General features: G+C 74.3%; 12 protein-coding genes. 9 read left to right on the forward strand and 3 right to left on the reverse strand.

What is annotated here, in order from left to right; translation table 11 throughout:
• Positions 1-18: 18 nt before the first annotated feature.
• Both ABT014_RS28415 and ABT014_RS28420 read right to left on the reverse strand, forming a co-directional pair.
• The gene (locus ABT014_RS28415; protein WP_350642062.1) at positions 19-1047 is read right to left on the reverse strand and encodes a protein kinase family protein; all 1029 of its coding nucleotides are present in this window, start codon (positions 1045-1047) and stop codon (positions 19-21) included.
• A gap of 38 nt (positions 1048-1085) precedes the next feature.
• Positions 1086-1652: a GNAT family N-acetyltransferase gene (locus tag ABT014_RS28420; RefSeq protein WP_350642063.1), complete on the reverse strand. Its 567-nt coding sequence runs from the start codon at positions 1650-1652 to the stop codon at positions 1086-1088.
• A gap of 310 nt (positions 1653-1962) precedes the next feature.
• Between ABT014_RS28420 and ABT014_RS28425 the strand changes: the two genes are divergently transcribed.
• The 5 genes from ABT014_RS28425 to ABT014_RS28445 all read left to right on the forward strand — a co-directional run bounded on the left by ABT014_RS28425 (position 1963) and on the right by ABT014_RS28445 (position 6432).
• Positions 1963-2703, forward strand: coding sequence for a thioesterase II family protein (locus ABT014_RS28425; RefSeq protein WP_350642064.1), 741 nt, complete (start codon positions 1963-1965; stop codon positions 2701-2703).
• The gene (locus ABT014_RS28430; RefSeq protein ID WP_350642065.1) at positions 2700-3536 is read left to right on the forward strand and encodes a metallophosphoesterase family protein; all 837 of its coding nucleotides are present in this window, start codon (positions 2700-2702) and stop codon (positions 3534-3536) included. The genes ABT014_RS28425 and ABT014_RS28430 overlap by 4 nt, the downstream gene beginning before the upstream one ends.
• Positions 3533-4177, forward strand: a complete 645-nt coding sequence (locus ABT014_RS28435; protein WP_350642066.1) for a 4'-phosphopantetheinyl transferase family protein — start codon at positions 3533-3535, stop codon at positions 4175-4177. Before ABT014_RS28430 ends, ABT014_RS28435 begins: the two co-directional genes overlap by 4 nt.
• A gap of 2 nt (positions 4178-4179) precedes the next feature.
• Positions 4180-4821: a 3'-5' exonuclease gene (locus ABT014_RS28440; RefSeq protein ID WP_502895121.1), complete on the forward strand. Its 642-nt coding sequence runs from the start codon at positions 4180-4182 to the stop codon at positions 4819-4821.
• A gap of 279 nt (positions 4822-5100) precedes the next feature.
• A complete protein-coding gene (locus ABT014_RS28445; RefSeq protein WP_350642068.1) occupies positions 5101-6432 on the forward strand; it encodes a helix-turn-helix domain-containing protein in 1332 nt (443 codons plus the stop codon).
• 85 nt (positions 6433-6517) lie between these two features.
• Here ABT014_RS28445 and ABT014_RS28450 read toward each other — a convergent pair whose 3' ends face one another.
• Positions 6518-7450 carry a TauD/TfdA family dioxygenase gene (locus ABT014_RS28450; RefSeq protein ID WP_502895120.1) on the reverse strand — a complete coding sequence of 311 codons (933 nt, stop codon included), beginning with the start codon at positions 7448-7450 and terminating at the stop codon, positions 6518-6520.
• A gap of 650 nt (positions 7451-8100) precedes the next feature.
• Between ABT014_RS28450 and ABT014_RS28455 the strand changes: the two genes are divergently transcribed.
• The 4 genes from ABT014_RS28455 to ABT014_RS28470 all read left to right on the forward strand — a co-directional run.
• Positions 8101-8319, forward strand: coding sequence for an MbtH family protein (locus ABT014_RS28455; protein WP_350642069.1), 219 nt, complete (start codon positions 8101-8103; stop codon positions 8317-8319).
• A 42-nt stretch (positions 8320-8361) separates the two neighbouring features.
• Positions 8362-11937 carry a non-ribosomal peptide synthetase gene (locus tag ABT014_RS28460; protein ID WP_350642070.1) on the forward strand — a complete coding sequence of 1192 codons (3576 nt, stop codon included), beginning with the start codon at positions 8362-8364 and terminating at the stop codon, positions 11935-11937.
• Positions 11934-21695, forward strand: coding sequence for a non-ribosomal peptide synthetase (locus ABT014_RS28465; RefSeq protein WP_350642071.1), 9762 nt, complete (start codon positions 11934-11936; stop codon positions 21693-21695). Before ABT014_RS28460 ends, ABT014_RS28465 begins: the two co-directional genes overlap by 4 nt.
• Positions 21692-26234 (forward strand): non-ribosomal peptide synthetase (locus ABT014_RS28470; protein WP_350642073.1); only part of this gene is annotated, 4543 nt, incomplete at its 3' end. The genes ABT014_RS28465 and ABT014_RS28470, both read left to right, overlap by 4 nt.

Consider the following 26234-nt stretch of genomic DNA (forward strand, 5'->3'; position numbering starts at 1 on the left):
GGACCGGTCCGCCGGCCGTCAGGGCGCTGCGGCGCCTTCCGGCCCGGCCAGCGCGTCGCCGATCTCCTGCGCCGGGTACACCGCCCGGGCGCCCTCCTGCCGCAGCCGGCCGAGGAAGCCGTCCAGCACCGCCGCGACCGGGGCGTACCGGGCGATCACGGCGGCGGCCGCGGCCGGCCGGGCCTCGGGTGCGATCGGCTCCGCGCAGCGCACCAGGCCGGCGGCCGCCCGGGCCAGGCCGTGGTCCAACTGCTCGCTCAGGAAGCCGGCCTCCTCGGCGGAGAGCTCGAACCGCTGGTCCAGCACCGGCCCGGGGCCGGCGAGGTAGAGCCGGCGGCCGTCCGTGCGCAGGCGGTCCGGGTCGAGGTCGAAACGCACCGTCCCGCGGGCGCGCAGGAAGGCCGCGGCGTGCTCCACGCCCTGCCGCGCCGCGCTCCAGGCGGCTTCGGCGCCGGCCCCGCCCTCGGCCGTCCGCGCGGACAGCCACTGCGCCAGGCTGAACGGGACGTGCTCCAGGAACAGCAGCACGCTGTGCGAGGCCCGGCCGAGCTCCTCGACCCGGGCCCGGACGCCGGGCGCACCGTCCCAGCGGTCGATCATCCGCTCCGCCTCGGCCTGGTCCAGCAGGGCGGCCGCGTCCGGGTCGGGGAGCACCCGCCAGTGGTACAGCAGCGGGAAGCCCTGGGCCTGGCCCATCAGCACCAGGTCGGTGGCGGCGGAGTGCGCCGCGAGCGTGCGCCAGGCGCCGGTGCCGGGGCTGTCGACGCCGTGGTGGCAGGCGGCGGGGAGGCCGAAGAGGTCGGCCGTGGAGAGCACGTTCCCCGCCAGCAGTTCCCGGTCGGTGAGCGGCACCCGCCGGGCCAGGACGGGCAGCCCGGCGACCTCCAGCCGGGCGGCCCGCCCACCGGTGCCGACCGCGGCCGCCCCCGCCAGCAGCTTCTCCAGACCGCGGCCGTCCGGCCGGGAGAGCGCGGCCGCGAGCGTGTCGTACGCGGCGAGCCGGGCGGTGCGGGTCGGGCCCGGCGGCGGGGAGAGAGGGGCGGCCATGGCCGCCACCCTACGGCTGCCCGAGGGGTGACGGGCGGTCAAATCCCAATGGTCATACCGGCGCGGGGGAGCGGCGGGCCGGGTGGGGCGGGCAGCTCGTGGCGGTAGACCCGGGAGCTGCGGGCCGGGTCGAGGGCGGCCGCCCACGCCGGTGGCGCGAGCGCGGCCGGGACCTCCTGGAAGCCGGCCCGCAGGAAGAGCACCGCGCTGCCGGTGCTGGCGGTGTACAGCGTGCGCAGGCCGAGGTCCTCGGCCCGGGCGAGGACGGCGGCCACCAGTTGGGCGCCGAGGCCGCTGCCCTGCCGGGCGGGGTCGACGCAGAGGTTGTGGACGATGCCCGCGGCGGGGTGGTCGGGGGCGGGCGCCGCCCGGCGCAGCGCCACGCAGCCGGCCGGCTTGCCGGGGGCGGCGACCAGCAGGAATTCGGTGGCCCCGGTGCGGTAGTCGGCGAGGGTGCGGGGACGCAGCTCGCCGGAGCGCATGAAGGGGGCGGACAGCACGTACAGCGCCGGGGCGTCGCGCGCGGTCGCGATCCGGATCAGCGGCGGCACCGCGCGGCGCTCGGGTGCCCGGTGTCGGGCGGGGGCCGTCTGGACGATGGTCACGTGCCCTCCGGCGGCTGCACCGGGGCGGCCTCGGTGCCGCCCTCCGGGTGCGATCCTCCGGTCCGCCGCCGACCGCCAGGTGGCCGCGGGGCGTCCGGCGGGCGACGACTGCGGAGCGGTCGTCCGCTCCGGCCGGGCCCTGGTGCCGGGCGGGGGCCGGACCGGCGGACAATGGGACGGAAGGGTTCCGGATCGGCCGGCCTTCGATCCGAAGATCGGGAGATCGGAAGATCCGGAGAACTGAACGGCCGTCAGAGTATTGTCGGAGCGGTCCACCGTTGACCGTTCGTGATCGTGACAGGGAGTGGCGATGAGCAGCGACCGCTGGATACGGCGGTTCCACCCGGGCGCGGACGCCCCCGTCCGGCTGGTGTGCTTCCCGCACGCCGGCGGCGCGGCGAGCTACTGGCACCCGCTGTCGGCCGCGCTCTCCCCGGGCGTCGAGGTCCTTGCCGTCCAGTACCCCGGCCGCCAGGACCGCTTCTTCGAGACCCCGCTGACCAGCCTCACCGAGCTGGCCGTCGAGGCGCTCACCGCCCTCGGCGAGCAGGACGACCGCCCGCTGGCGCTGCTCGGCCACAGCATGGGCGCCACCGTGGCGTACGAGGCCGCCCGGCACCTGGAGGCGGTCGGCCGCGACTGCGTCCGGCTGTTCGTCTCCGGCCGGCGGGCCCCGCACCTGCGGCGCGACGAGGCCGCGCACCTGCTCGACGACGACGGTCTGGTGGCCCACCTGACCTCGCTGGAGGGCACCGACACCGGCCTGCTGGCCGACCCGGAGATCCGGGCCCTCGCGCTGCCCGCGGTGCGCGCCGACTACACCGCGCTGTCGGGTTACCTGCCGAGCCCCGCCGAGCCGCTGCGCTGCCCGGTCACCGCGCTGGTCGGCGACGCCGACCCGGTCACCGAGGTGGCGGCCGCCGGCGCCTGGGAGCGCTACACCGCGGCCGGCTTCGACCTGGAGGTCTTCCCGGGCGGCCACTTCTACCTGAACGGCCGGCAGGCAGAGATCGCCGCGGTGATCGCCGGGCGGCTGGGGGCGCTGGTATGAGCGGGACCCTGTTCGCGATCAGCGACCTGCACGTCGGCTACCCGGCCAACCGCACGGTGGTCGAGGAGCTGATGCCGGAGTCGCCGGACGACTGGCTGATCGTCGCGGGCGACGTGAGCGAGCGCTTCGCCGACATCGAGTGGGTGCTCGCCACCCTGCGCGAGCGCTACGCCAAGGTGATCTGGGCGCCCGGCAACCACGAGCTGTGGACCCCCAAGGACGATCCGGTGCAGCTGCGCGGCGAGGAGCGCTACCGCGGCCTGGTCGACCTCTGCCGCGGCCTGGACGTGCTCACCCCCGAGGACGAGTACGCGGTCTGGGACGGGGGCCCCGGCGGCCCGGTGACCGTGGCCCCGCTCTTCCTGCTCTACGACTACACCTTCCGCCCGGCCGGCACCGCCGACAAGACCGAGGCGCTCGCCGTCGCCTACGAATCCGGGGTGGTGTGCGCCGACGAGGTGCTGCTGCACCACGATCCGTACCCCTCCCGCGAGGCCTGGTGCGAGGTCCGGATCGCGGAGACCGAACGGCTGCTGGCCCGCCGGGACCCGGCGCTGCCCACCGTGCTGGTCAACCACTACCCGCTGGTGCGCGAGCCCACCAGGATCCTGCGCTACCCCGAGTTCGCGCTCTGGTGCGGCACCGAGCGCACCGCCGACTGGCACCTGCGCTACAACGCCGCCGCCATGATCTACGGCCACTTGCACATCCCGCGGGTGACCTGGGCCGACGGCGTCCGCTTCGAGGAGGTGTCGCTCGGCTACCCGCGGGAGTGGACGCCGCGCGGCGGCCCGCACGGCCCGCGCCGGGTGCTGCGGGCGGAGGAGCGGTGATCGAACGGCTGCTGCCCCCCGGCGCCGCGTGGGCCGAGGCCTTCGACGACCTGGCCGACGCCCCGCTGCTGCCCGGCGAGGAGGTGATCGTGGCCAACGCCGTGCCGGCCCGCCGCAACGAGGTCGCCACCGTACGGGCCTGCGCCCGGCGGGCGCTCGGCGGGCTGGGCCTGCCGCCGGTGCCGATCCTGCGCGGCGAGCGCGGTGCACCGCTCTGGCCGGCCGGGGTGGTCGGCAGCATGACGCACTGCGCCGGCTACCGGGCCGCGGTGGTGGCCCGCACGGCCGACCTGCGGACCGTCGGGATCGATGCCGAGCCGCACGCGCCGCTGCCCGACGACGTCCTGGAGGTGATCGCGCTGCCGCAGGAGCAGGCCCGCACGGCCGAGCTGGTCGCCGAGCGGCCGGACGTGCACTGGGACCGGCTGCTGTTCAGCGCCAAGGAGAGCGTCTACAAGGCGTGGTTCCCGCTGACCCGGCGGTTCCTGGAGTTCGAGGAGGCGGACGTCACGCTCGCCCCGGACGGCACCTGGACGGCCCGGCTGCTGGTGGACGGCACCACCGCGGACGGCGGCGAGCTGCGCGGGTTCGCCGGGCGCTGGCTGGTCGAGGACGACCTGCTGGTCACCGTGATCGCGTGAAAATGCGGGGCGCCCGCCGGGCGCCCCGCACTACGCTGCCCGGCGTGGAGCACCCCGGGGACCTGCTGAACGTGGTCGACGTCGAGGCGACCTGCTGGGACGGGCAGCCGCCGCCCGGCGCGGTCAGCGAGATCATCGAGATCGGGCTGACGGTGGTCGACCTGGCGGCCGGCGAACGGATCGGGCGCCACCGGATCCTGGTCCGGCCCGCCCGCTCGACCGTGAGCGCCTTCTGCACCACCCTGACCGGGCTGACCCAGGCCGAGGTGGACACCGGCCTCACCTTCGCCGAGGCCTGCCGGCTGCTGGCCGCCGAGCACGGGGCCGGCCGGCGGCCGTGGGCGAGCTGGGGCGACTACGACCGGAACCAGTTCACCCGCCAGTGCAGGGCCACCGGCGCCCGCTACCCGTTCGGCCGCCACCACACCAACGCCAAGCTGCGCTTCACCGAGGCGTACGGGCTGCGCAAGCGCCCCGGCATGGCCCAGGCGCTCCAGCTGGCCGGGCTGCCGCTGGAGGGGCGCCACCACCGCGGCGAGGACGACGCCTGGAACATCGCCGCGCTGGTGCTGGAACTGGACCGCCGGGGCGGCTGGCAGCCGCTCGAAGCTGACGGCTCATCAGTTTACCAACCCTTGAGATGATCGGTGACTGTCGGTCAACTCCCGTGCAGGAGGCCGAAGCCGGCGCGGATGTCACGGGGACGCGGCGTCGCGACCTGATCCGTTCCCCTACCGCTGCGAGTCCGTGACCGGGATCCGGAACTCGGTGAGATAACTCTGATCGAATTCGAACATCGGACGGTGATCTACCGTAGGATCGGCCCCGCCACCCGCGCTCGGGTGCCGTCGTCTCCGGGGGGAGTCACGACGACGGCAACGCGGCCCGGAGCCCGGTGGCGCGGCGGCTCTCAGTCGCCTGTGATGGGCCCCAATCGGGGGAGACAGCAACCACACGGGCAGGAGGGGGGAGTTTTGAGCGACAGATTCGGGCACGAGTTGCGAAGACTTCGCACACAACAGGGTGTCTCGTTGAAGGCGCTGAGCGAAATGGCCCACTACAGCAAGGGCTACCTCAGCAGGGTGGAGACCGGCGCCAGACCGGCCACCCCGGAGCTGGCGGGCAGGTGCGACGACGTCCTCGGCGCGGGTGGCGCACTGCGCGGCCTGGTGGCCGAGCAGGACCCCGACGCCCACCCCTTGGAACGGTTGCGACCTGCGCAGTTACCGATGGCGGTCCCCGACTTCTACGGGCGCGAGGCCATCGTGAGCCGCCTCGACGGGCTGCTCTCCGAGCACCGGGTGGTGGTCTGCGCGATCGACGGGATGGCCGGGGTCGGCAAGTCCGCGCTCGCGGTCCACTGGGCGCACCGGGTCCGGGACAGGTTCCCGGACGGCTGCCTGTTCGCGGAGATCGACGGCCCGGGCCAGGACGGCGCCTGGGTGACGCCCAACGAGGTGCTCGGGGGATTCCTGCGCGCACTGCGGCCGAACGCGCCGCTGCCGACCGCGATCTCCGAGCGGTCCGCGCTGTTCCGCACCCTGCTGGACGGTCGCCGGATGCTGATCGTGCTGGACGGCGTGGTCAGCGCCGACCAGGTGCAGCCGCTGCTGCCCGCGGCGCCCGGCAGCATGGTGCTGGTGACCAGCCGGGTCCGGATGGCCGGCCTGCGCTCCGCGCAACTGCTCTCGCTGGAACCGCTGGACCCGGCCGAGGCGGTACGGATGGTCGCCGCGATCATCGGTGAGGAGCGGGTGGCCGCCGAGCCGGTCGCCGCCCACCGCCTGGTCGAGGCGTGCGGCCTGCTGCCGCTGGCGGTGCAGCTGGTGGCGACCCGGCTGGCCGCCCGGCCGCGCTGGCAGATCGCCTCGCTGGTGGAGCGGCTGGAGGACGAGGAGGAGGGCAGTTCGGTGCTCGACCTCGGTGGCGCCGCCGTCGGCACGGCCTTCCGGCTCAGCTACGAGCGGCTCGGCTGGCAGGCCGCGCACGCGCTCCGGCTGATCGCCCAACTCGACCAGCCGGACCTCTCGTTGGCCGCGGCGGCGGAGGCACTGGGCGCCGGCCGCAGCGAGGCGGAGAACCTGCTGGAGGAGCTGGTCGACGCCAGCCTGCTGGACACCCCGGCGCCCGGCCGGTACGCGTTCCACAAGCTGGTCAGGTCGTTCGCGCTCAGCCTGGTGCGGCGGGCCGAACTGGCCGCCGCCGTGCCGTCGGGCGTGGTCCTGGCGGGGCTGGGGGAGGGGATCGGGCGCTGAGCGCCGGTCCCCGGGGAGTGCCGAAGGGGCGGCGGGCACCGGTTGCGTACCGGTGCCCGCCGCCCCTTCGGCGTTCGGCGGGCGGTCAGCTGCCGCCGTACGGCTCCGCCATCGCGACCGCGATCCTGCGCGGGCCGGTGAACGGCTCGCGGGCGTGCGTGGACAGCATGTTGTCCAGCACCAGCACGTCGTGGCGCCGGTAGTCGAACCGGGTGGAGGTGGCGCGGTAGCAGTCCCGCAGGTGGTCCAGCACCTCGTCCGGGATCGGCTCGCCGTCGCCGTAGTAGGTGTTGCTGGGCAGGTCCTCCGGCTTGCACAGGGCCTGCAGCCCGAGCCGCAACTCCTCCGGCAGGGTGGTGACGTGGAAGAAGGTGGCGTGGTTGAACCAGACCTGGTCGCCGGTCACCGGGTGCTTGTGCACCGCGTCCCGCACGGCCCGGGTGCGCAGCCGGTCGGCCCCGATCCAGGTCGCCTCGATGCCCTGACCGGCGCAGTGCCGGAGCACCTCCTCGCGGTCCTCGGTGTTGAACACCTCGGCCCACGGCAGGCCGAGCCCGCCGCCGTAGTTGCGCACCACCGACCACCGCCGGCGCTCGAACTCCGCGCGGACGGCGGGGTCGATCGCCGCGTACAGCGCGCGGGTGGAGGAGAGCGGGGTGGCGCCCTGGGTGAGCGGCGGCTCGATGCAGTAGAAGTACAGCGTCATCGGCCAGACGGCCTGGTAGGAGTTCTCGTTGTGGGCGAAGATCTCCTCCTGCGGCGGGTAGTCGGTCGAGGTGTAGACGTTGCCCTTGATCGACTGGCGGGGTGAGGAGCGCTCGGCGTACGTCAGCGGATCGCCGGACAGCTCGCGCACCACGGCGTCGAAGCCGTCCACGCCGTCCACCTCGAAGTCCCGGAACAGCAGGGCCCCGTGGACCAGGAGCTGCTCTCGGAGCTCCTCGCGGTGGTGCCGGATGTGCTCGACCAGCCGTCGCCGGCCGCCGTCGACGGTGAGGGGCAACTGGGGCGCAGTCACACGGGTACTCCGTTCGTCAGAAATCGGTGGGGTGGCACGCGCCGTCGCGGGAGCGCCGCGGGAGGCGGGCGGTGCGGGCCGGCCGGCCCGGTGGAACGGGACGCGCCGGCGGGAATTCCTCGCGGCGGTCCGGCAAATGCGTGGCCGGCGGGCGCCGCGGTATCCGAGTGGCCGGGGCCACCGGGTGCGAGCACAGTATCGCCGGTCGATACCACCGGCAAGGCGATCGTGGGGCGGATCTCCTTTCGGCAGGCCGGAATTGGTGGTCGCCGGTGGTGGGGCAACCGCACGCTCGACCTGACATATTGTCGAGTACATGACTTGAGTTCCCAGGTCGGACGGGGGTTGCCAAGGGGTTGTCAGTTGCCAGGTGCTGGCAACTGACAACCCCTTGAGCGATATTGATCAAACCGGCCATGATGGCGATGTTCGAACGAGGTGGCACTTCCCCTGGCTGCCGGACGGCATCCGGAAGGTCGGCGGAGTCCATTCCGCACCCCTCGTATCGCGCACCGTCAGGTGGTTGAACGGCAATTCCGGCTGCGCCGCGCAGGCCGGGACCGAGCCGTCGACCCGTGCTGCGGTGAACTCCCGGAAATGCTCCGGTGAATGAATTCGAAGCTGCGGAAAATCCCGGCAGAGGAGTGCAGATGAGTGACGACCAGAACGACGACCGCCAGTACCTCGTGGTGTTCAACGACGAGGAGCAGTACTCGATCTGGGCCGTCGGCCGGGAGGTGCCGGCGGGCTGGCACACCGAGGGCACCGAGGGCAGCAAGGAGCAGTGCCTGGCCCGGATCGCCGAGGTCTGGACGGACATGCGGCCGCTGAGCCTGCGGCAGCGGATGGACCAGCCCGCCGACGCCTGACCTACCGGGCCACCACCGCCACCCACCACCGAAGGGCTGATCGTGCACACAAACCCGCCGCCCGGCACCGGGCAGGACGACACTGCCCCGGCCGCGCCCCGGAGGCCGGCCGGCACCACCGGCGACCCCGCCCCGGGCGGGCTGCTGCACGAGCTGGTCGCCGCCCGGGCGGCGCTCACCCCGCAGGCGGTGGCCGTGGTCGCCGGCGACGCGGAGCTCAGCTACGCCGAGCTCGACCGGCGCGCCAACCGGCTCGCGCACCACCTGCGCGCGCTCGGCGCCGGCCCCGACCGGCTGGTCGGCGTCTGCCTGCACCGCGGGCCGGACCTGGCGGTCGCGCTGCTCGCGGTCTGGAAGGCAGGCGCGGCGTACGTCCCGTTCGACCCCGGTCACCCGCGTGACCGGGTCGAGTGGGTCCTGCGCGACACCGGCGCCGAGGTGGTGCTCACCGAGGCGGCGCTGGCCGACCTGGTCCGCGCCGACGGGGTGCGGACGGTGGCCCTGGACACCCTGGGCACGGCTCTGGACGCGCTGCCCGACACCGCCCCCGGCACCGGGGTCGGCCCCGACCACCTGGCGTACGTCATCCACACCTCCGGCTCCACCGGCCGCCCCAAGGGCGTCGCGGTCAGCCACCGCGGGATCGGCAACCGGGTCGGCTGGACCGTCCGCACCCACCGGCTCGGCCCCGCCGACCGGGTCCTGCAGAAGACCTCGCTCAGCTTCGACGCCGCCGGCTGGGAGTTCTTCGGCCCGCTCAGCAGCGGCGGCACCGTGGTGATGGCGCCGGTCGGCGCCGAGCGCGACCCGGCCGAGCTGGTGCGCACCGTCGCCCGGCAGCGCGTCACCGTGCTCCAGGTGGTGCCCTCGGTGCTCCGGCTGCTGGTCGAGGAGCCCGACTGGGCGGGATGCGACGCCATCCGGCTGGTCTTCTCCGCCGGCGAGCCGCTGCACGCCGAACTCTGCCAGCGCCTGCTGGCCAGGGCCGACGTGCAGATCTGGAACACCTACGGCCCCACCGAGTGCTCGATCGACGTCACCGCCCGGCACTTCGACCCGGCGCAACTGACCGGCCCGGTGCTGATCGGCCGGCCCATCAGCGGCATCCGCCTGCTGGTGCTGGACGAGGACGGCGAGCTGGCCCCGCTCGGCCTGCCCGGCGAGCTGTACGTCGGCGGCGCCGGCCTGGCCCGCGGCTACGTCAACCGCCCCGACCTCACCGCCGACCGCTTCGTGCCGGACCCGTACGGGCCGCCCGGCGCCCGCCTCTACCGCACCGGCGACCAGGTCCGCTGGCGGGCCGACGGGGAGCTGGAGTACCTCGGCCGGCTCGACGGCCAGGTCAAGGTGAACGGCGTCCGGATCGAACCCGGCGAGATCGAGGGCGTGCTCGCCCGCCACCCGCAGGTGCGGGCCGCGGCCGTGGTCGCGCTCAAGGGCGCCGGCGGGGTCGGCCGGATCGCCGCCTACGTCACCGTGCACGGCGACGTGGGCCACGAGGAGCTGCGCGCCCACTGCCGCGAGCAGCTGCCCGAGTACCTGGTGCCCGCGGTCTTCACCGTGCTGGCCGAGTTCCCGCTCACCACCAGCGGCAAGCTGGACCGCAAGGCGCTGCCCGCCCCCGCCGCCCGCACCGCCGGCCCGGCCGGGCGGACCGCCCCCGGCACCGCCACCGAGCGCACCGTCGCCGCGATCTGGGCCGAGCTGCTGGACACCCCCGACATCGCCGCCGAGGACGACTTCTTCCGGCTCGGCGGTTACTCGCTGCTGCTCGGCCGGCTGGCCCAGCGGCTGCGCGCCGCCACCGGCCGCGAGATCACGCTGGCCGACCTGTTCACCGCGGCCACCGTGCGCGACCAGGCCCGCCTGCTCGACCGGGCCGTGGCCGGCGGCGCCCCGATCGGCCGCGCCGACCGCGCCGCCGCGCTCCCGCTCTCCGCCGGCCAGCGGCGGATGTGGTTCCTCGACCAGCTGACCCCCGGCAGCGCCGAGTACGTGGTGCCGCTCTTCCTGCGGCTGCCCGCGGACACCGACGCCGCCGTGCTCGGCCGCGCGCTGGACACGCTCGCCGCCCGGCACGAGGCCCTGCGCACCCGCTACCCGCTGCGCGACGGGCGGCCCGTCCAGCAGGTCGACCGGCCCGGCACCGTCGAGCTGACCTGCGCCGAGGCGGACGGCCCCGAGCTGGTCCGGCTGGTCGCCGCCGAGATCGCCCGCGGCTTCGACCTGGCCGGCGGCCCGGTCTGGCGCGCCCTGCTGGCCCGCCGCGCCGACGGCACCGCGCACCTGCTGGTGACCGTCCACCACATCGCCTGCGACGGCTGGTCGACCGTGCTGATCAAGCGCGAGCTGCGCGAGCTGTACGCCGCACTCGCTGCCGGCCGCGCCGCCGAACTGCCCGAACTCCCGATCGGCTACCCGGACTTCGCGCTCTGGCAGGGCGAGCAGTGGCTCACCGAGGAGCTGGTGGAGCGCCAGCTCGGGCACTGGCGCGGCGTGCTGGCCGGCCTGCCGACCCTGCTGGTCCCGACCGACCGCCCCCGCCCCGCGCACCGCGAGGCGCACGGCGCCGTCCACTCCTTCACCGTCCCGGAGTCGACCGCCCGGGGCCTGGTCGAGCTCGGCCGCGCCCGCGGCGCCACGCCCTTCATGACCCTGCTGACCGTCTGGCAGCTGCTGCTCGCCCGGCACGGCGACCGCTGGGACGTCCCGGTGGGCACGCCGGTGGCCGGCCGGGTCCGGCCGGAGACCCACGGCCTGGTCGGCTTCTTCCTCAACTCCCTCGTGCTGCGCGCCGAGCTGTCCCCGGAGCTGAGCTTCGAGCAGGCCGTCGACCGGGTGCGCGCGGTCTGCCTGGCCGCCTTCGCCCACCAGGACCTGCCGTTCGAGCAGCTGGTCGAGGACCTCCAGCCGGTCCGCGACCCCTCCCGCACCCCGCTCTACCAGGCACTGTTCGACCTCCAGGACGAGGGGCTGACCGGCCTCGCCGAGGACGGCGAGGACCTCGCCGAATTCGGCACCGCCTGGCGGACCACCCCGACCGACCTGGCGCTGATCATGCGCCGGCAGCCCGACGGCGGGCTGTCCGGGATGCTGGAGTACGCGACCGCGCTGTTCGACCCGGAGACCGCCGAATCGCTCGCCGAAGGCCTGGTCGAGCTGGCCGGCAAGCTGCTCGCCGACCCGGGCGCGGCCGTCGGCGCCGTCGACGTCCGCACCGGACCCGACCTGCGCCGCGCCGAGCTGCCCTGGAACGCCGCCACCCCGGCCACCGCCGCGCCCGCCCCCGCGGCTGCGGCCCGGCCGGTGGCGCGGATCGCCCCGCGCAACCCGTTCGAGCAGCGGCTGGCCGAGATCTGGGCCCAGGCCCTGGAGACCGAGGTCGGCGTGCACGACGACTTCTTCGCGCTCGGCGGCAACTCCCTGCTCGCGGCCACCGTCACCGCCGCCGCCCGCGCCGAACTCGAACTCGAGATCCCCGTCCGGGTGCTGTTCGACGGCCCGACGGTCGAGCAGTGGGCGGTGGCCCTGGAGGACCTGATCCGGGCGGAGATCGCCCAGCTCAGCGATGAGGACGTCGTGGCCGACACGACCCGTACGAAGGGGCAGCCGGCATGAGTGCTGGATACTCGGAGCAGACCGTCCAGGAGGCGCAGAGCGCCCCGGACGCCTCGGCCCTGCGCGAGGAGCTGATCCGGCGCCGGCTGGCCGGCGGCCGCCCGGCCGCACCGGCCGGCATCACCCCGGCGGACCGCACCCGGCCGCTGCCGCTCTCCTTCGGCCAGCGCCAGATGTGGTTCCTGAACCGCCTCGACCCGGACGCCGTCGAGTACCTGGTGCCGCAACTGCTACGCCTGCGCGGCCCGCTGGACACCGAGGCGCTCGCCGCCGCGGTCGACGGCCTGGTCGCCCGGCACGAGATCCTGCGCACCCGGTACGGCCTGGACGGCGAGGAGCCGGTCCAGCTGATCGACCCGGCCGTGCCCGGCGTGCTGACCACCGTCGACCTCACCGCCCTGCCCGCCGCCGACCGGGCCCCGGCGGCCGAGGAACAGGCCCGGCGGCAGACCCGGCTGCCCTTCGACCTGGCGCAGGAGTGGCCGCTGCGCGCCACCCTGTTCCGGCTCGCCGAGGACGACCACCTGCTCGCCCTCACCCTGCACCACATCGCCTGTGATGAGCGCTCGCAGGAGCTGCTCACCGCCGAACTCGCGACCCGCTACGCCGCGTTCGGCGAGGGCGACTCCGACGGCACCGACACCGCGCCGGCGACCGGTGCACCGCAGTACGCCGACTATGCCGCCTGGCAGCGCGCGACGTTCCGCGACCTGCCCGCCGCCCGCAAGCAACTGAACTACTGGAAGCAGCAGTTGAGCGGCATCGAGCCGCTCGCCCTGCCCACCGACCGGCTCCGCCCGGCGGTCCGCTCCACCGCCGGCGCGGCCGTGCGGTTCGCCGTGCCCGCCGAGGTCGCCGACCGGCTGCGCGCGCTGGCCGGCGAGCACCGCACCACCCTGTTCACCGTGCTGCTCGCCGCGTTCCAGGCCCAGCTGGCCCGCTGGACCGGCGGCACCGACATCACCGTCGGCACCGTGGTCAACGGCCGGACCAGGCCCGAGCTGCGCGAGCTGGTCGGCTACGGCATCAACACGCTGGTGCTGCGCACCCGCTGGGCGGGCGACCCGGCCTTCGCCGAGCTGCTCCCGCTGGTCCGCGGTACCGTGCTGGACGCCTTCGACCGCCAGGACACCCCGTTCGCCTCGCTGGTGGACGAGCTCCAGCCGGAGCGCGACCTGTCTGTCACCCCGCTGTTCCAGACCGCGTTCACCCTGCACGACACCCGGGTCGGCGAGCTGACACTCGGCGGGATCCACGCCGAGCCGGTCGAACTGCCCTGGCAGGTGGCCAAGTTCGACCTGGCCCTGCAGGTCGCCGAGCTGGCCGACGGCACCCTGGGCTGCCAGTTCGAGTACGCCACCGCGCTCTTCGACGAGAGCACCGTGCAGCGCTTCGCCGGCCACCTGACCAGGCTGCTGGCCGCGGTCGCGGCGCGACCCGAGGCCCCGCTCTCCACGGTCGAGCTGCTCGACCAGGCCGAGCTGGCGGTGGTGGATCGGCCGGTGCCGGGTGTGGTGTCGGGGTGGGACGGCTTGTGCGTGCACGAGGTGTTCGAGCGGCAGGCGGCGTCGGCGCCGGAGGCGACGGCGGTGACGTTCGAGGGGGTGCCGCTGTCGTACGGGGAGTTGAACGCGCGGGCGAACCGGTTGGCGCGGCGGTTGCGGGAGTTGGGGGTCGGGGCGGAGTCGCTGGTCGGGGTCTGTCTGGAGCGTGGTGCCGATCTGGTGGTGACGCTGGTGGCGGTGCTGAAGGCCGGTGGCGCGTACGTGCCGTTGGATCCGGCGTATCCGGTGGACCGGTTGTCGTTCATGGCCTCGGACGCGGCGTTGGCGTGTGTGGTGGCAGAGCGGCGGCACGAGGAGCTCGCGGGTTCGGTGTTCGCCGGTCCGGTGCTGCTGGTGGAGGACCTCGCCGAGGGGTTGGCGGCGTTGCCGGACCATGATCTGGCGCCCGTCACCACGCCCGACAACGCGATCTACGTGATCTACACCTCCGGCTCCACCGGCCGCCCCAAGGGCGTGGTGCTCTCGCACGCCGCCGTCCTGCGGCTGTTCACCGCCAGCGCGGTGCACTACGGCTTCGGCGCGGACGACGCCTGGTCGCTGTTCCACTCGTACGCCTTCGACGTCTCGGTCTGGGAGCTGTGGGGCGCGCTGCTGTTCGGCGGCCGGCTGGTGGTGGTGCCGTTCGACACCGCCCGCTCGCCCGAGGACCTGCTGGAGCTGCTGGTCACCGAGCGGGTCACCGTGCTGAGCCAGACGCCCTCCGCCTTCCGCTCGCTGGTCGGCCTGGCCGGCGCCGGGGACCCGAGGATCGACCGGCTCGCGCTGCGGCACGTGGTGTTCGGCGGCGAGAAGCTGGAGCTGGGCGACCTCAAGCCGTGGACCGACCGGCTCGGCCCGGACACCCCGGCACTGATCAACATGTACGGGATCACCGAGACCACCGTGCACACCACCTTCCACCGGATCACCGGCGACGACCTCGCCGCACCGGCGGTCAGCCCGGTCGGCAGCCCGCTTCCCGACCTCGGCGTCCATCTGCTGGACGCGTACGGGCAGTTGGTGCCGGTCGGCGTGGTCGGTGAGATCCACGTCAGCGGTCCGGGCGTGGCGCGCTGCTACCTCAACCGGCCCGAGCTGACGGCCGAGCGCTTCATCCCGAACCCGTACGGCGCCCCGGGCTCCCGGCTCTACCGCTCCGGTGACCTCGCCCGGCGCCGGGCCGACGGCACCCTGGAGTCGGTGGGCCGGGCGGACGACCAGGTGAAGATCCGCGGCTACCGGATCGAGCTCGGCGAGATCCAGGCCGCCGTCGCCGCCCACCCCGGCGTCCGCGAGGCCATGGTGATCGCCCGCGAGGACGCCCCGGGCCGGAAGGAACTGGTCGCCTACTGGACGGCCGAGGCCGACGGCGGCCCGGACGCCACCGAGCTGCGCACGCTGCTCGGCGAGAGCCTGCCCGGCTACATGGTGCCCGCCGCCTTCGTCCGGCTGGAGAGCATCCCGCTGACCGGCAACGGGAAGACCGACCGCCGGGCGCTGCCCGCCCCGCAGCGCTCCGCCACCGGCGCGGAGAGCGCTTTCGTCGGGCCGCGCACGGTCGTCGAGGAGCGGATCGCCGAGGTCTGGTGCACGGCGCTCGGCCTCGACCGGCTCAGCGTCGAATCGACCTTCTTCGACCTCGGCGGCGACTCGATCCGGGCCGTCTCGCTGGTCGGCGCGCTCCGCGAGGCCGGCTACGACGTCACCGTCCGGGACGTCTTCGAGTACCGGACGGTGGCCGCGCTGGCCCAGTACCTCGGCAACCGCCAGCCCGCCCCGGCCCCGACCCCGGCCGTGGCGCCGTTCCAGCTGATCGGGGCGGAGGTGCGGCGCGCGCTGCCCGCCGGCCTGGCCGACGCCTACCCGATCTCGCAGGTGCAGCTCGGCATGGTGGCCGAACTCCTCTCCGGCGGCAGCGCCAACACCTACCACAACGTGACCGCCTTCAAGGTCCGCGACGACCTGCCGTTCTCCGCGCCGGCGCTGCGCGAGGCGGTGCGCACGGTGGTCGAGCGGCACGAGGTGCTGCGGACCTCGTTCCGGCTGACCGCCTTCGGCACCCCGCTCCAGCTGGTCCACCAGGAGGTCGCGGCGGAGCCCGCCGTGCACGACCTGCGCGGTCTGGACGAGCAGCGGCAGGCGGCCGCGCTGCGCGCCTTCACCGCGGCCGAACGGGCCGACCCGTTCGACCTCGAGGTGCCGCCGCTGATCCGGGTCACCGCGCACCTCACCGGCGATCAGGAGTGGTGGATCTCCATCACGGAGTGCCACCCGGTACTGGAGGGCTGGAGCTACCACTCGCTGCTGATGGAGCTGCTGGAGACCTTCCGGGAGCTGCGGGCCGGGCGCACCCCGGTGGCGCCGGAGCGGCCGTCCGTGCGCTTCGCCGACTTCATCGCCGCCGAACTCGCCGCCCTGGACTCGGCGCAGGACCGTGCCTTCTGGCGCGACCTGCTGGACGAGCACCCCGCCTTCGCGCTGCCCACCGGCTGGGGCGCCGACCCCGCCGGCCCGCGCGAGCACTACCGCGTGGCGGTCCCGTACCAGGACCTGGAGCCGCAGCTGCGGCAGCTCGCCGTGCGCTCCCGCGCCTCGCTGAAGAACGTGCTGGTGGCCGCTCACCTCAAGGTGCTCAGCCTGCTCACCGAGGAGGAGAGCTTCTGCACCGGGCTGGTCTGCGACGGCCGCCCCGAGGCCGTCGGCGCCGACCGGGTGTACGGCATGTACCTCAACACGCTGCCGTTCCCGGCCCGTCGCACCGCCCGCAACTGGCGGGAGCTGGTGCAGCAGGTGCTGGCCGACGAGATCGCGATGTGGCCGCGCCGGCGGTTCCCGATGCCGGTGATCCAGCGCGAGCTGGGCGACGGCGGACGGCTGATCGACGTGATGTTCAACCACCAGAACTTCCACCAGGTCGACCTGGGGCAGATCGACGCGCAGAGCGTCATCGACGAGGGCCACACCGAGTTCGGCCTGACCGTCACCACGCTCGGCGGGTGCTTCACGCTCGCCACCGACACCCACACCCTCGACCGTTCCCAGACCGAGCGGATCGGCGCCCTCTACCGCGCCGTGGTCGAGGCGATGGCCGCCGACCCCGAGGGCGACGCCACGGCGGCCTTCCTGCCGCCCGGCGAGTTGGCGGTGGTGGATCGGCCGGTGCCGGGTGTGGTGTCGGGGTGGGACGGGTTGTGCGTGCACGAGGTGTTCGAGCGGCAGGCGGCGTCGGCGCCGGAGGCGACGGCGGTGACGTTCGAGGGGGTGCCGCTGTCGTATAGGGAGTTGAACGCGCGGGCGAACCGGTTGGCGCGGCGGTTGCGGGAGTTGGGGGTCGGTCCTGAGTCGCTGGTCGGGGTCTGTCTGGAGCGTGGTGCCGATCTGGTGGTGACGCTGGTGGCGGTGCTGAAGGCCGGTGGTGCGTACGTGCCGTTGGATCCGGCGTATCCGGTGGACCGGTTGTCGTTCATGGCCTCGGACGCGGCGTTGGCGTGTGTGGTGGCGGAGCGGCGGCACGAGGAGCTGGCGGGTTCGGTGTTCGCCGGTCCGGTGCTGCTGGTGGAGGACCTCGCCGAGGGGTTGGCGGCGCTGCCGGACCATGATCTGGCGCCCGTCACCACGCCCGACAACGCGATCTACGTGATCTACACCTCCGGCTCCACCGGCCGCCCCAAGGGCGTGACGCTGTCGCACCGGAACGTGGTCGGCCTGTTCGCCGCCACCGGTGACCTGTTCACCGTCTCCGCGCAGGACGTGTGGTCGCTGTTCCACTCGTACGCCTTCGACTTCTCGGTCTGGGAGCTGTGGGGCGCGCTGCTGTTCGGCGGCCGGGTCGTGGTGGTGCCCTTCGACACCGCGCGCTCCCCGGAGGAGTTCCTCGACCTGCTGGTGGCCGAGCGGGTGACCATGCTGAGCCAGACACCGTCGGCGTTCCGCTCGCTGGTCGGCCTGGCCGGCGCCGGGGACCCCCGGATCGGCGAACTCGCGCTGCGTGCGGTCATGTTCGGCGGCGAGAAGCTCGAACTGGGCGACCTCAAGCCGTGGACCGACCGGCTCGGCCCGGACACCCCGGCACTGATCAACATGTACGGGATCACCGAGACCACCGTCCACGTCAGCCACCACCGGGTCACCGGGGCCGACCTGGCCCGGCCCGCGGTCAGCCCGGCCGGTGACCCGCTGCCCGACCTCGGCGTCCACCTGCTGGACCGCAACGGGCAGTTGGTGCCGCTCGGGGTGGTCGGCGAGATCCACGTCAGCGGCCGCGGCATCGCCCGCGGCTACCTCAACCGGCCCGAGCTGACCGCCGAACGCTTCGTCCCGAACCCGTACGGCGCCCCCGGCTCCCGGCTCTACCGCTCCGGCGACCTCGCCCGGCGCCGGGCCGACGGCACCCTCGAATTCGTCGGCCGGGCCGACGACCAGGTCAAGATCCGCGGGTACCGGATCGAACTCGGCGAGATCCAGGCCGCCGTCGCCGCCCACCCCGCGGTCCGCGACGCCGTCGTCATCGTCCGCGAGGACACCCCCGGCCAGAAGGAACTCGTCGCCTACTGGACCGCCGAACCCGGCCGGAACACCGACGGCGCCGAGCTGCGCGCCCTGCTCGGCACCACCCTCACCCCGTACATGGTGCCCGCCGCCTTCGTCGAACTGCCCGCCATCCCGCTGACCTCGACCGCCAAGCTCGACCGGCGCGCCCTGCCGGCCCCCGAGCGGGACGCCACGGCCGCCGCCCGCGAATCGGTCGCACCGCGCACCGCCACCGAGGCGCGGCTCGCCGCGATCTGGGGCGAGGTGCTCGGCCGGGACGGGATCGGCGTCGAGGACGCCTTCTTCGACCTCGGCGGCGACTCCATCCGGGTGCTCGCGCTGATCGGCGCGCTGCGCACCGCCGGCTTCCCGGTCACCGCCGGGGAGGTCTACCAGCACGCCACCGTCGCGGCGCTGGCCACCCTGGTCGACGCCCGCAGCCCCGAGGGGGCCGGGCAGGTCGAGCCGGTCGCGCCGTTCGCGCTGATCCCCGCCGCCGACCGGGCCGCGCTGCCCGCCGACGCCGTCGACGCCTACCCGCTCGGGCAGCTCCAGCTCGGCATGATGGTGGAGATGCTCGCCGACCGCGAGCGCGCCCGCTACCACAACGTCACCTGCTTCCGGATCAACGACGACCGGCCGCTCGACCCCGGCGCCCTGCGCGCCGCGATCGCCCTGATGGCCGAGCGGCACGAGATCCTGCGCACCTCGGTCGACATCTCCCGCTACTCGGTCCCGCTCCAGGTGGTGCACCGCACCGCCGAGATCCCGTACCGCCACCACGACCTCGGCGGGCTCGACGGGGCCGGCGCGAAGGCCGCCGTCCGGGCCTTCATCACCGCCGAGCGCGCCCACCTGTTCGCCGCCGACGACCTCCCGCTGCTGCGCGTGTTCTCGCACGCCGACCGCGACGGCTGGTGGCTGACCCTGACCGAGTCGCACGTCATCCTGGAGGGCTGGAGCCACAACGCCCTGGTGATGGAGCTGATGGCCTGCTACCGGGCGCTGCGCGACGGCGGGCAGCCGCCCGCCGCGGGCCGCACCGAGGTCCGCTTCGCCGACTTCATCGCCGCCGAACTGGCCGCGCTGGACTCGGCGCAGGACCGGGAGTACTGGCAGCGGATCGTCGCCGACCACACCCCGGTCGCCCTCCCGGCGCACTGGCGGGACGCGCCGGGCACCCCCCGGGAGTCCTTCCAGACCTGGATCCTGCTGGACGACCTGGCCGAGGGCGTCGCCGCCGTCGCCACCGCCGCCCGGGCCTCGGTGAAGAGCGTCCTGCTCGCCGCGCACATCAAGGTGATGAGTGGCTTCACCCCGGCCCGCCGCTTCTTCACCGGCCTGGTCGGCCACGGCCGACCCGAGGTCCCCGGCGCCGAACACGTCTACGGCATGCACCTCAACACCGTGCCGTTCGCCGCCGAGCGCGGCGCCGCCACCTGGCGCGAGCTGATCCGCCAGGTGCTCGACCGGGAGGCCGAGATCTGGCCGCACCGGCGCTACCCGCTGCCGGCCATCCAGCGCGGCAGCGGACGCACCGGGCTGATCGGGATCTCGTTCAGCTACCTCGACTTCCACGCCACCGACGACCAGGTGGACGGGGACCTCGGGATCGGCGAGACGCCGAACGAGATCGGCCTCAACGTGATCGCCTCCGGCCGCGGCATCGTGCTCTCCACCGACACCCACACCATCAGCCGGGCCAACGCCGAGCGGCTGGCCGACATGTACCGAGAGGTTCTGCGCGACATGGTCAACAACCTCGACGGGGACGCCCGCACCGGCACCGCCGCCGCCCAGCAGTCCCGGTCGTCCGCGCAGCCGCAGCCGGCGGGCCCCTCCGCCGCCACGGCCGACCCGGCCGGCACCACCGTCGCACTCTTCGAGCGGCAGGCCGCCACCACCCCGATCGCCACCGCGCTGGTCTCCACCGAGGGCAAGCTCTCCTACTCCCGGCTGAACGCCCGGGCCAACCAGTTCGCGCACCGGCTGCTCGCGCTCGGCGTCCGCGCCGAGTCCCGGGTCGCCGTGCTGCTCGACCGTGGCCCCGACCTGGTCGCCGCGCTGCTCGGCGTCTGGAAGGCCGGCGGCGCGTACGTGCCGCTCGACCCCGCCTTCCCGACCGCCCGGCTGGAGCGGGTGATCCAGGAGTCGCACGCCGACGTGGTGATCACCCACCCGGCGCTCGCCGACCGGTTCACCGATCTCGACCGGCGCAACTGGCTGCTGGTGGACCGGGACGCGCTGGCCGGCCAGCCCACCGCGGCCCCCGAGGTGCGGGTCGACCCCGACACCCTCGCCTACGTGATCTACACCTCCGGCACCACCGGCCGCCCCAAGGGCGTCGAGGTCACCCACCGCGGCCTCGCCAACTACCTGGCCTGGACGGTCGAGGAGTACGCCTCCCGGGGCACCGGCGGCGCCCCGGTGTTCTCCTCGGTCGCCTTCGACCTGGTGGTGCCCGCCCTCTACACCCCGCTGCTCTCCGGGCAGACCGTGCACCTGCTGCCCGCCGACCTGGAGCCCGCCGACCTCGGCAAGCACCTGGCCGACGGCGGCCCGTACAGCTTCGTCAAGCTCACCCCCGCCCACCTGGAGGTGCTGCTCCAGCAGCTCTCCGGCGACGAACTGGCGGGCCTCGCCGGTCTGCTGAGCGTCGGCGGCGAGCTCTTCCCCGGCCGGCTGGTGAACGCCTGGCTCGACCTCGCCGGCGACACCGGGATCCGGTTCGTCAACGAGTACGGCCCCACGGAGGTGACCGTCGCCAACTCGGCGTTCGTCGCCACCGGCCCGCAGCCCGACTCCGTCCCGATCGGGCGGCCGATCACCGGCACCACGATGTACGTCCTGGACGCGGACCTGCGGCAGGTCCCGGCCGGCACCCCGGGCGAGATCTTCGTCGGCGGCGTCGGCGTCGCCCGCGGCTACACCGATCTGCCCGCGCTCACCGCCGACCGCTTCCGGCCCGACCCGTACGGCCCGCCCGGCGCCCGGATGTACCGGACCGGCGACGTCGGCACCGAGCTGCCCGGCGGCGACGTGGACTACCACGGCCGCGCCGACACCCAGGTCAAGCTGCGCGGCTACCGGATCGAGCCCGGCGAGATCGAGACCGTGCTCGGTGCCCACCCGGCCGTCGCCCGGTGCGCCGTCATCGCCCGCGAGGACCGCCCCGGCGACGTCCGCCTGGTCGCCTACGTGGTGCCGGCGGGACCGGTGGAAAGCTTCGACGCCGACCCGGTCCGGGCCCACCTGGAGGCCCAGCTCCCGGACTACATGGTGCCCTCGGCCCTCGTGCCGCTCGAGGTCTTCCCGCTCACCCCGAACGGCAAGCTCGACCGCAAGGCGCTGCCCGCCCCCGGGCCCGCCACGACCACCAGCACCGGCCGGGCGCCGCGCACCCCGCTGGAGGAGACCCTCACCGGGCTGTTCGGCGAACTGCTCGGGGTGGAGCAGGTCTCGATCGACGACAGCTTCATCGAGCTCGGCGGCCACTCCCTGCTGGTGATCCGGCTGATCGGCCGGATCCGCGCCCTGCTGGACGTCGAACTCGCCATCGACGCCTTCTTCGCCGCCCCCACCGTCGCCGCGCTGGCCGAGCGGCTCGCCGACACCACCGGCGCCCCGACCGGGCCGGCCCGGCCGAAGCTGCGCCGGATGGCACGCCCGGAGGAGACCTCGTGATCCCGCTGTCGTTCGCGCAGCAGCGCCTCTGGTTCCTCAACCGCCTCGAAGGCGCGGGTTCGACGTACAACATTCCGATCGGGCTGCGGTTGTCCGGTGCGGTGGACGTGCCGGCGCTCGGTGCGGCGCTGCGGGACGTGGTGGGGCGGCACGAGAGCCTGCGGACGGTGTTCCCGGAGCTGGACGGTGTGCCGTTCCAGCGGGTGCGACCGCTGTCCGAGGTGGGCGAGCTGCTGACGCTGGTGGACGGTTCGGCCGGCGTGGCGGAGGCGGCGGCCTGCTCGTTCGACGTGACGGTCGATCTGCCGCTGCGCGCCTGGCTGTTCCGCGAGTCGGAGCAGGAGTCCGTCCTGCTGGTGGTGCTGCACCACATCGCCGCCGACGGCTGGTCGCTGGCCCCGTTCGCCCGTGACCTGGGCACCGCCTACGCGGCCCGCCGCGCGGACGGCGCGCCGGTGTGGGACGAACTCGCCGTCCAGTACGCCGACTACACGCTCTGGCAGCGCGAACTGCTGGGCGACGAGCAGGACCCGGCGAGCCTGATCTCCCGCCAGCTGGACTTCTGGCGGACCACCCTGGCCGACCTGCCCGCCGAACTGCCGCTCCCGGTGGACCGGATGCGCTCCGGCGCGCCGGACGGCGTCGGCGGCCTGGTCCAGTTCCGCCTGGACGACGCGGTGTTCGCCGGGGTGTCGGCCCTCGCCCGGGAGTGCGGGGCGACGGTGTTCATGGTGGTGCAGGCGGCGGTGGCGGCGTTGCTGTCCCGGCTCGGGGCGGGGACGGACATCCCGCTCGGGACGCCGGTGGCGGGTCGGACCGATGCGGCGCTGGACGAGCTGGTCGGGTTCTTCGTGAACACGCTGGTGCTGCGGACGGACGTGTCGGGTGACCCGACCTTCCGTGAGCTGGTGGGCCGGGTGCGGGACGCGGACCTCGCGGCGTTCGCGCACCAGGACGTGCCGTTCGAGCGGCTGGTCGAGGTGCTCAACCCCGACCGCTCGATGTCCCGGCACCCGCTCTTCCAGACCATGCTGACCTTCGACGACGGCGCGCTCGCCCGTGGCGCCGAGCTGCCGGGGCTGCGGGTGGAGCCGGTCGCCGCGATCGGCGACCGCGCCAAGTTCGACCTCGGCTTCGGCTTCTCCGAGCGGGCCGGCGCGGGCCTCGACGGCAGCGTCGAGTACGCCGCGGAGCTCTTCGACCCGAGCACCGCACAGGCGCTGGTCGCCCGCTTCCAGCGCGTGCTGGCGGCCGCGGTGGCGGCGCCCGACGGCCGGGTCGGCGCCGTCGACCTGCTGGACGCCGCCGAGCTGGCCGTGGTGGACCGGCCGATCGCCGGCCTGCCCTCGACGCCGTCGGTGACGGGCTGCCTGCACGAGGTGTTCGAGCACCGGGTGACCCAGGCGCCGGACGCGGACGCGGTCTCCTTCGACGGCCGCTCGCTGTCCTACCGCGAGCTCAACGACCGGGCGAACCGGCTGGCCCGGCACCTGCGCGGCGCCGGGGTCGGTCCTGAGTCGCTGGTCGGCGTCTGCCTGGAGCGCGGCTTCGACCTGGTGGTGACGCTGCTCGCGGTGCTGAAGGCCGGCGGCGCGTACGTGCCGCTGGACCCGGCGTACCCGTCCGAGCGGCTGTCCTTCATGGCCTCGGACGCGCAACTGGCCTGCGTGGTCACGCAGTCCGCCTTCGCGGGCCTGGTCGGCTCGGTGTTCCCGGGCCCGGCCGTGGTGCTGGAGGAGGCCGCGGACGAGATCGCCGCGCTGCCCTCCGCCGACCTCGGCGTCCCGGTGCACCCGGACCACGCCGTCTACGTGATCTACACCTCGGGCTCGACCGGCCGGCCGAAGGGCGTCACGCTGTCGCACGGCAGTGTGGTCGGCCTGTTCGCGGCGACCGAGGACCTGTTCGGGTTCGGCGCCGACGACGTGTGGTCGCTGTTCCACTCGTACGCCTTCGACTTCTCGGTCTGGGAGCTGTGGGGCGCGCTGCTGTTCGGCGGCCGGGTCGTGGTGGTGCCCTTCGACACCGCGCGCTCGCCGGAGGAGTTCCTCGACCTGCTGGTGGCCGAGCGGGTGACCATGCTGAGCCAGACGCCCTCCGCGTTCCGCTCGCTGGTCGGCCTGGCCGGCACGGGCGACCCCCGGATCGGTGAACTCGCTCTGCGCCACGTGGTGTTCGGCGGCGAGAAGCTGGAACCGGGCGAGCTGCGGCCGTGGACCGACCGGCTGGGCCTGGACGCCCCGGCGCTGATCAACATGTACGGGATCACCGAGACCACCGTGCACACCACCTTCCACCGGATCACCGGCGACGACCTCGCCACGCCGTCCGCCAGCCCGATCGGTGACCCGCTGCCCGACCTCGGCGTCCACCTGCTGGACCGCAACGGGCAGTTGGTCCCGCTCGGGGTGGTCGGCGAGATCCACGTCAGCGGCCGCGGCGTCGCCCGCGGCTACCTCAACCGGCCCGAGCTGACCGCCGAACGCTTCGTCCCGAACCCGTACGGCGCGCCCGGCTCCCGGCTCTACCGCTCCGGCGACCTCGCCCGCAGGCTGCCCGACGGCAGGCTGGAGTCGGTGGGCCGGGCGGACGACCAGGTGAAGATCCGCGGTTACCGGATCGAACTCGGCGAGATCCAGGCCGCCGTCGCCGCCCACCCCGAGGTCCGCGAGGCCGTGGTCGTCGTCCGCGAGGACACCCCCGGCGACCGCCGGCTGATCGCGTACGTGGTGCCCGCCCCGGGGCAGGCCGTGCCCGCCGCCGACGTGCTGCGCAAGCACGCCGCGCTGGCGCTGCCCGACTACATGGTGCCGTCCGCGTTCGTCGCGCTGGACGCGCTGCCGCTGACCGCGCACGGCAAGCTCGACCGGCGCGTCCTCCCGCAGCCCGCGCCCGAGTGGGCCCCGGCCGGCCGGGAGCCGCGCACCGCCACCGAGCGGGCGCTGTGCACGCTGTACGCCGAGGTGCTCGGACTGGCCGCGGTCGGCGTGGAGGACGACTTCTTCGCGCTCGGCGGCCACTCCCTGCTGGTGACCAAGCTGGTCAGCCGGGTCCGGGCCGAGTTCGGCGTGGAGCTGACGATCCGGACCGTCTTCGAGGCATCGGCCGTCGCCGCGCTCGCCGAGCGGATCGGCGCCGCCGAGGAGGCCCGCAGCGCGCTGCGGGGAGGGGAGCGTCCTGCCGTGGTGCCGTTGTCCTTCGCGCAGCAGCGGTTGTGGTTCCTGAACCGGTTCGAGGACGCGGGCTCCACGTACAACATTCCGATCGGGCTGCGGCTGTCGGGTGCGGTGGATGTTGCGGCGCTGGGTGGGGCGTTGCGGGATGTGGTGGGGCGGCACGAGAGCCTGCGGACGGTGTTCCCGGAGCTGGACGGTGTGCCGTTCCAGCGGGTGCTGCCGGTGTCCGAGGTCGGGGAGCTGCTGACGCTGGTGGACGGCTCGGCCGGTCTGGCGGAGGCGGCGGCGTGCTCGTTCGACGTGACGGTGGATCTGCCGCTGCGGGCCTGGCTGTTCCGCGAGTCGGAGCAGGAGTCGGTGCTGCTGGTGGTCGTGCACCACATCGCCGGGGACGGCTGGTCGCTGGCGCCGTTCGCCCGTGACCTGGGCGCCGCCTACGCGGCTCGCTGCGCCGGCGCAGCGCCGCAGTGGGACGAGCTCCCGGTGCAGTACGCGGACTACACGCTGTGGCAGCGGGAGTTGCTGGGGGAGGAGTCCGACCCGGGCAGCCTGATCTCGGCCCAACTGGCCTACTGGCGCGCGACACTGGCCGAGCTGCCGGCCGAACTCGCCCTCCCCGCCGGCCGGGTACGCCCGCTGGAGCCCACCGGCCAGGGCGGCCTGGTCCAGTTCCGGCTGGACGAGCCGGTCTACGAAGCCGTCTCGGCCCTGGCGCGGGAGTGCGGGGCGACGGTGTTCATGGTGGTGCAGGCGGCGGTGGCGGCGCTGCTGTCGCGGCTCGGCGCGGGCACAGACATCCCGCTCGGGACGCCGGTGGCGGGTCGGACCGATGCGGCGCTGGACGAGCTGGTCGGGTTCTTCGTGAACACGCTGGTGCTGCGGACCGATGTGTCGGGCGACCCGAGCTTCCGTGAGCTGGTGGGCCGGGTGCGGGATGCGGACCTGGCGGCGTTCGCGCACCAGGACGTGCCGTTCGAGCGGCTGGTCGAGGTGCTCAACCCCGACCGCTCGATGTCCCGGCACCCGCTCTTCCAGGTGATGCTGACCTTCGACGACGGCGAGGTGGCCGGCGGGCTCGACCTGCCCGGCGTGGCCGTCGCCCCGGTGGCGACCATCGGGGACAGCGCCAAGTTCGACCTCTCCTTCGGCTTCTCCAGCCGCCCCGGCGGGGGGCTGGACGGCAGTGTGGAGTTCTCGGCGGATCTGTTCGACCGGGGGTCGGCGGAGTTGTTGGTCGGGCGGTTCCAGCGGTTGCTGGGGGCGGTGGTGGTGGATCCGGACGGTCGGGTCGGTGGGGTGGAGTTGCTGGCCGGGGGTGAGCGCGAGGCGTTGCTGTCGGGTTGGCAGGGGGTGTCGGTCGAGG

The organism is Kitasatospora sp. NPDC094015, assembly GCF_040304075.1.
Lineage (GTDB): Bacteria > Actinomycetota > Actinomycetes > Streptomycetales > Streptomycetaceae > Kitasatospora.

Bases quoted from the DNA above. Each gene is read 5' to 3' on its own strand.
- ABT014_RS28415 (WP_350642062.1), bottom strand. From the start codon at position 1,047: ATGGCCGCCCCTCTCTCCCCGCCGCCGGGCCCGACCCGCACCGCCCGG.
- ABT014_RS28425 (WP_350642064.1), top strand. From the start codon at position 1,963: ATGAGCAGCGACCGCTGGATACGGCGGTTCCACCCGGGCGCGGACGCC.
- ABT014_RS28430 (WP_350642065.1), top strand. From the start codon at position 2,700: ATGAGCGGGACCCTGTTCGCGATCAGCGACCTGCACGTCGGCTACCCG.
- ABT014_RS28440 (WP_502895121.1), top strand. From the start codon at position 4,180: ATGCGGGGCGCCCGCCGGGCGCCCCGCACTACGCTGCCCGGCGTGGAG.
- ABT014_RS28445 (WP_350642068.1), top strand. From the start codon at position 5,101: ATGGGCCCCAATCGGGGGAGACAGCAACCACACGGGCAGGAGGGGGGA.
- ABT014_RS28455 (WP_350642069.1), top strand. From the start codon at position 8,101: ATGAGTGACGACCAGAACGACGACCGCCAGTACCTCGTGGTGTTCAAC.
- ABT014_RS28465 (WP_350642071.1), top strand. From the start codon at position 11,934: ATGAGTGCTGGATACTCGGAGCAGACCGTCCAGGAGGCGCAGAGCGCC.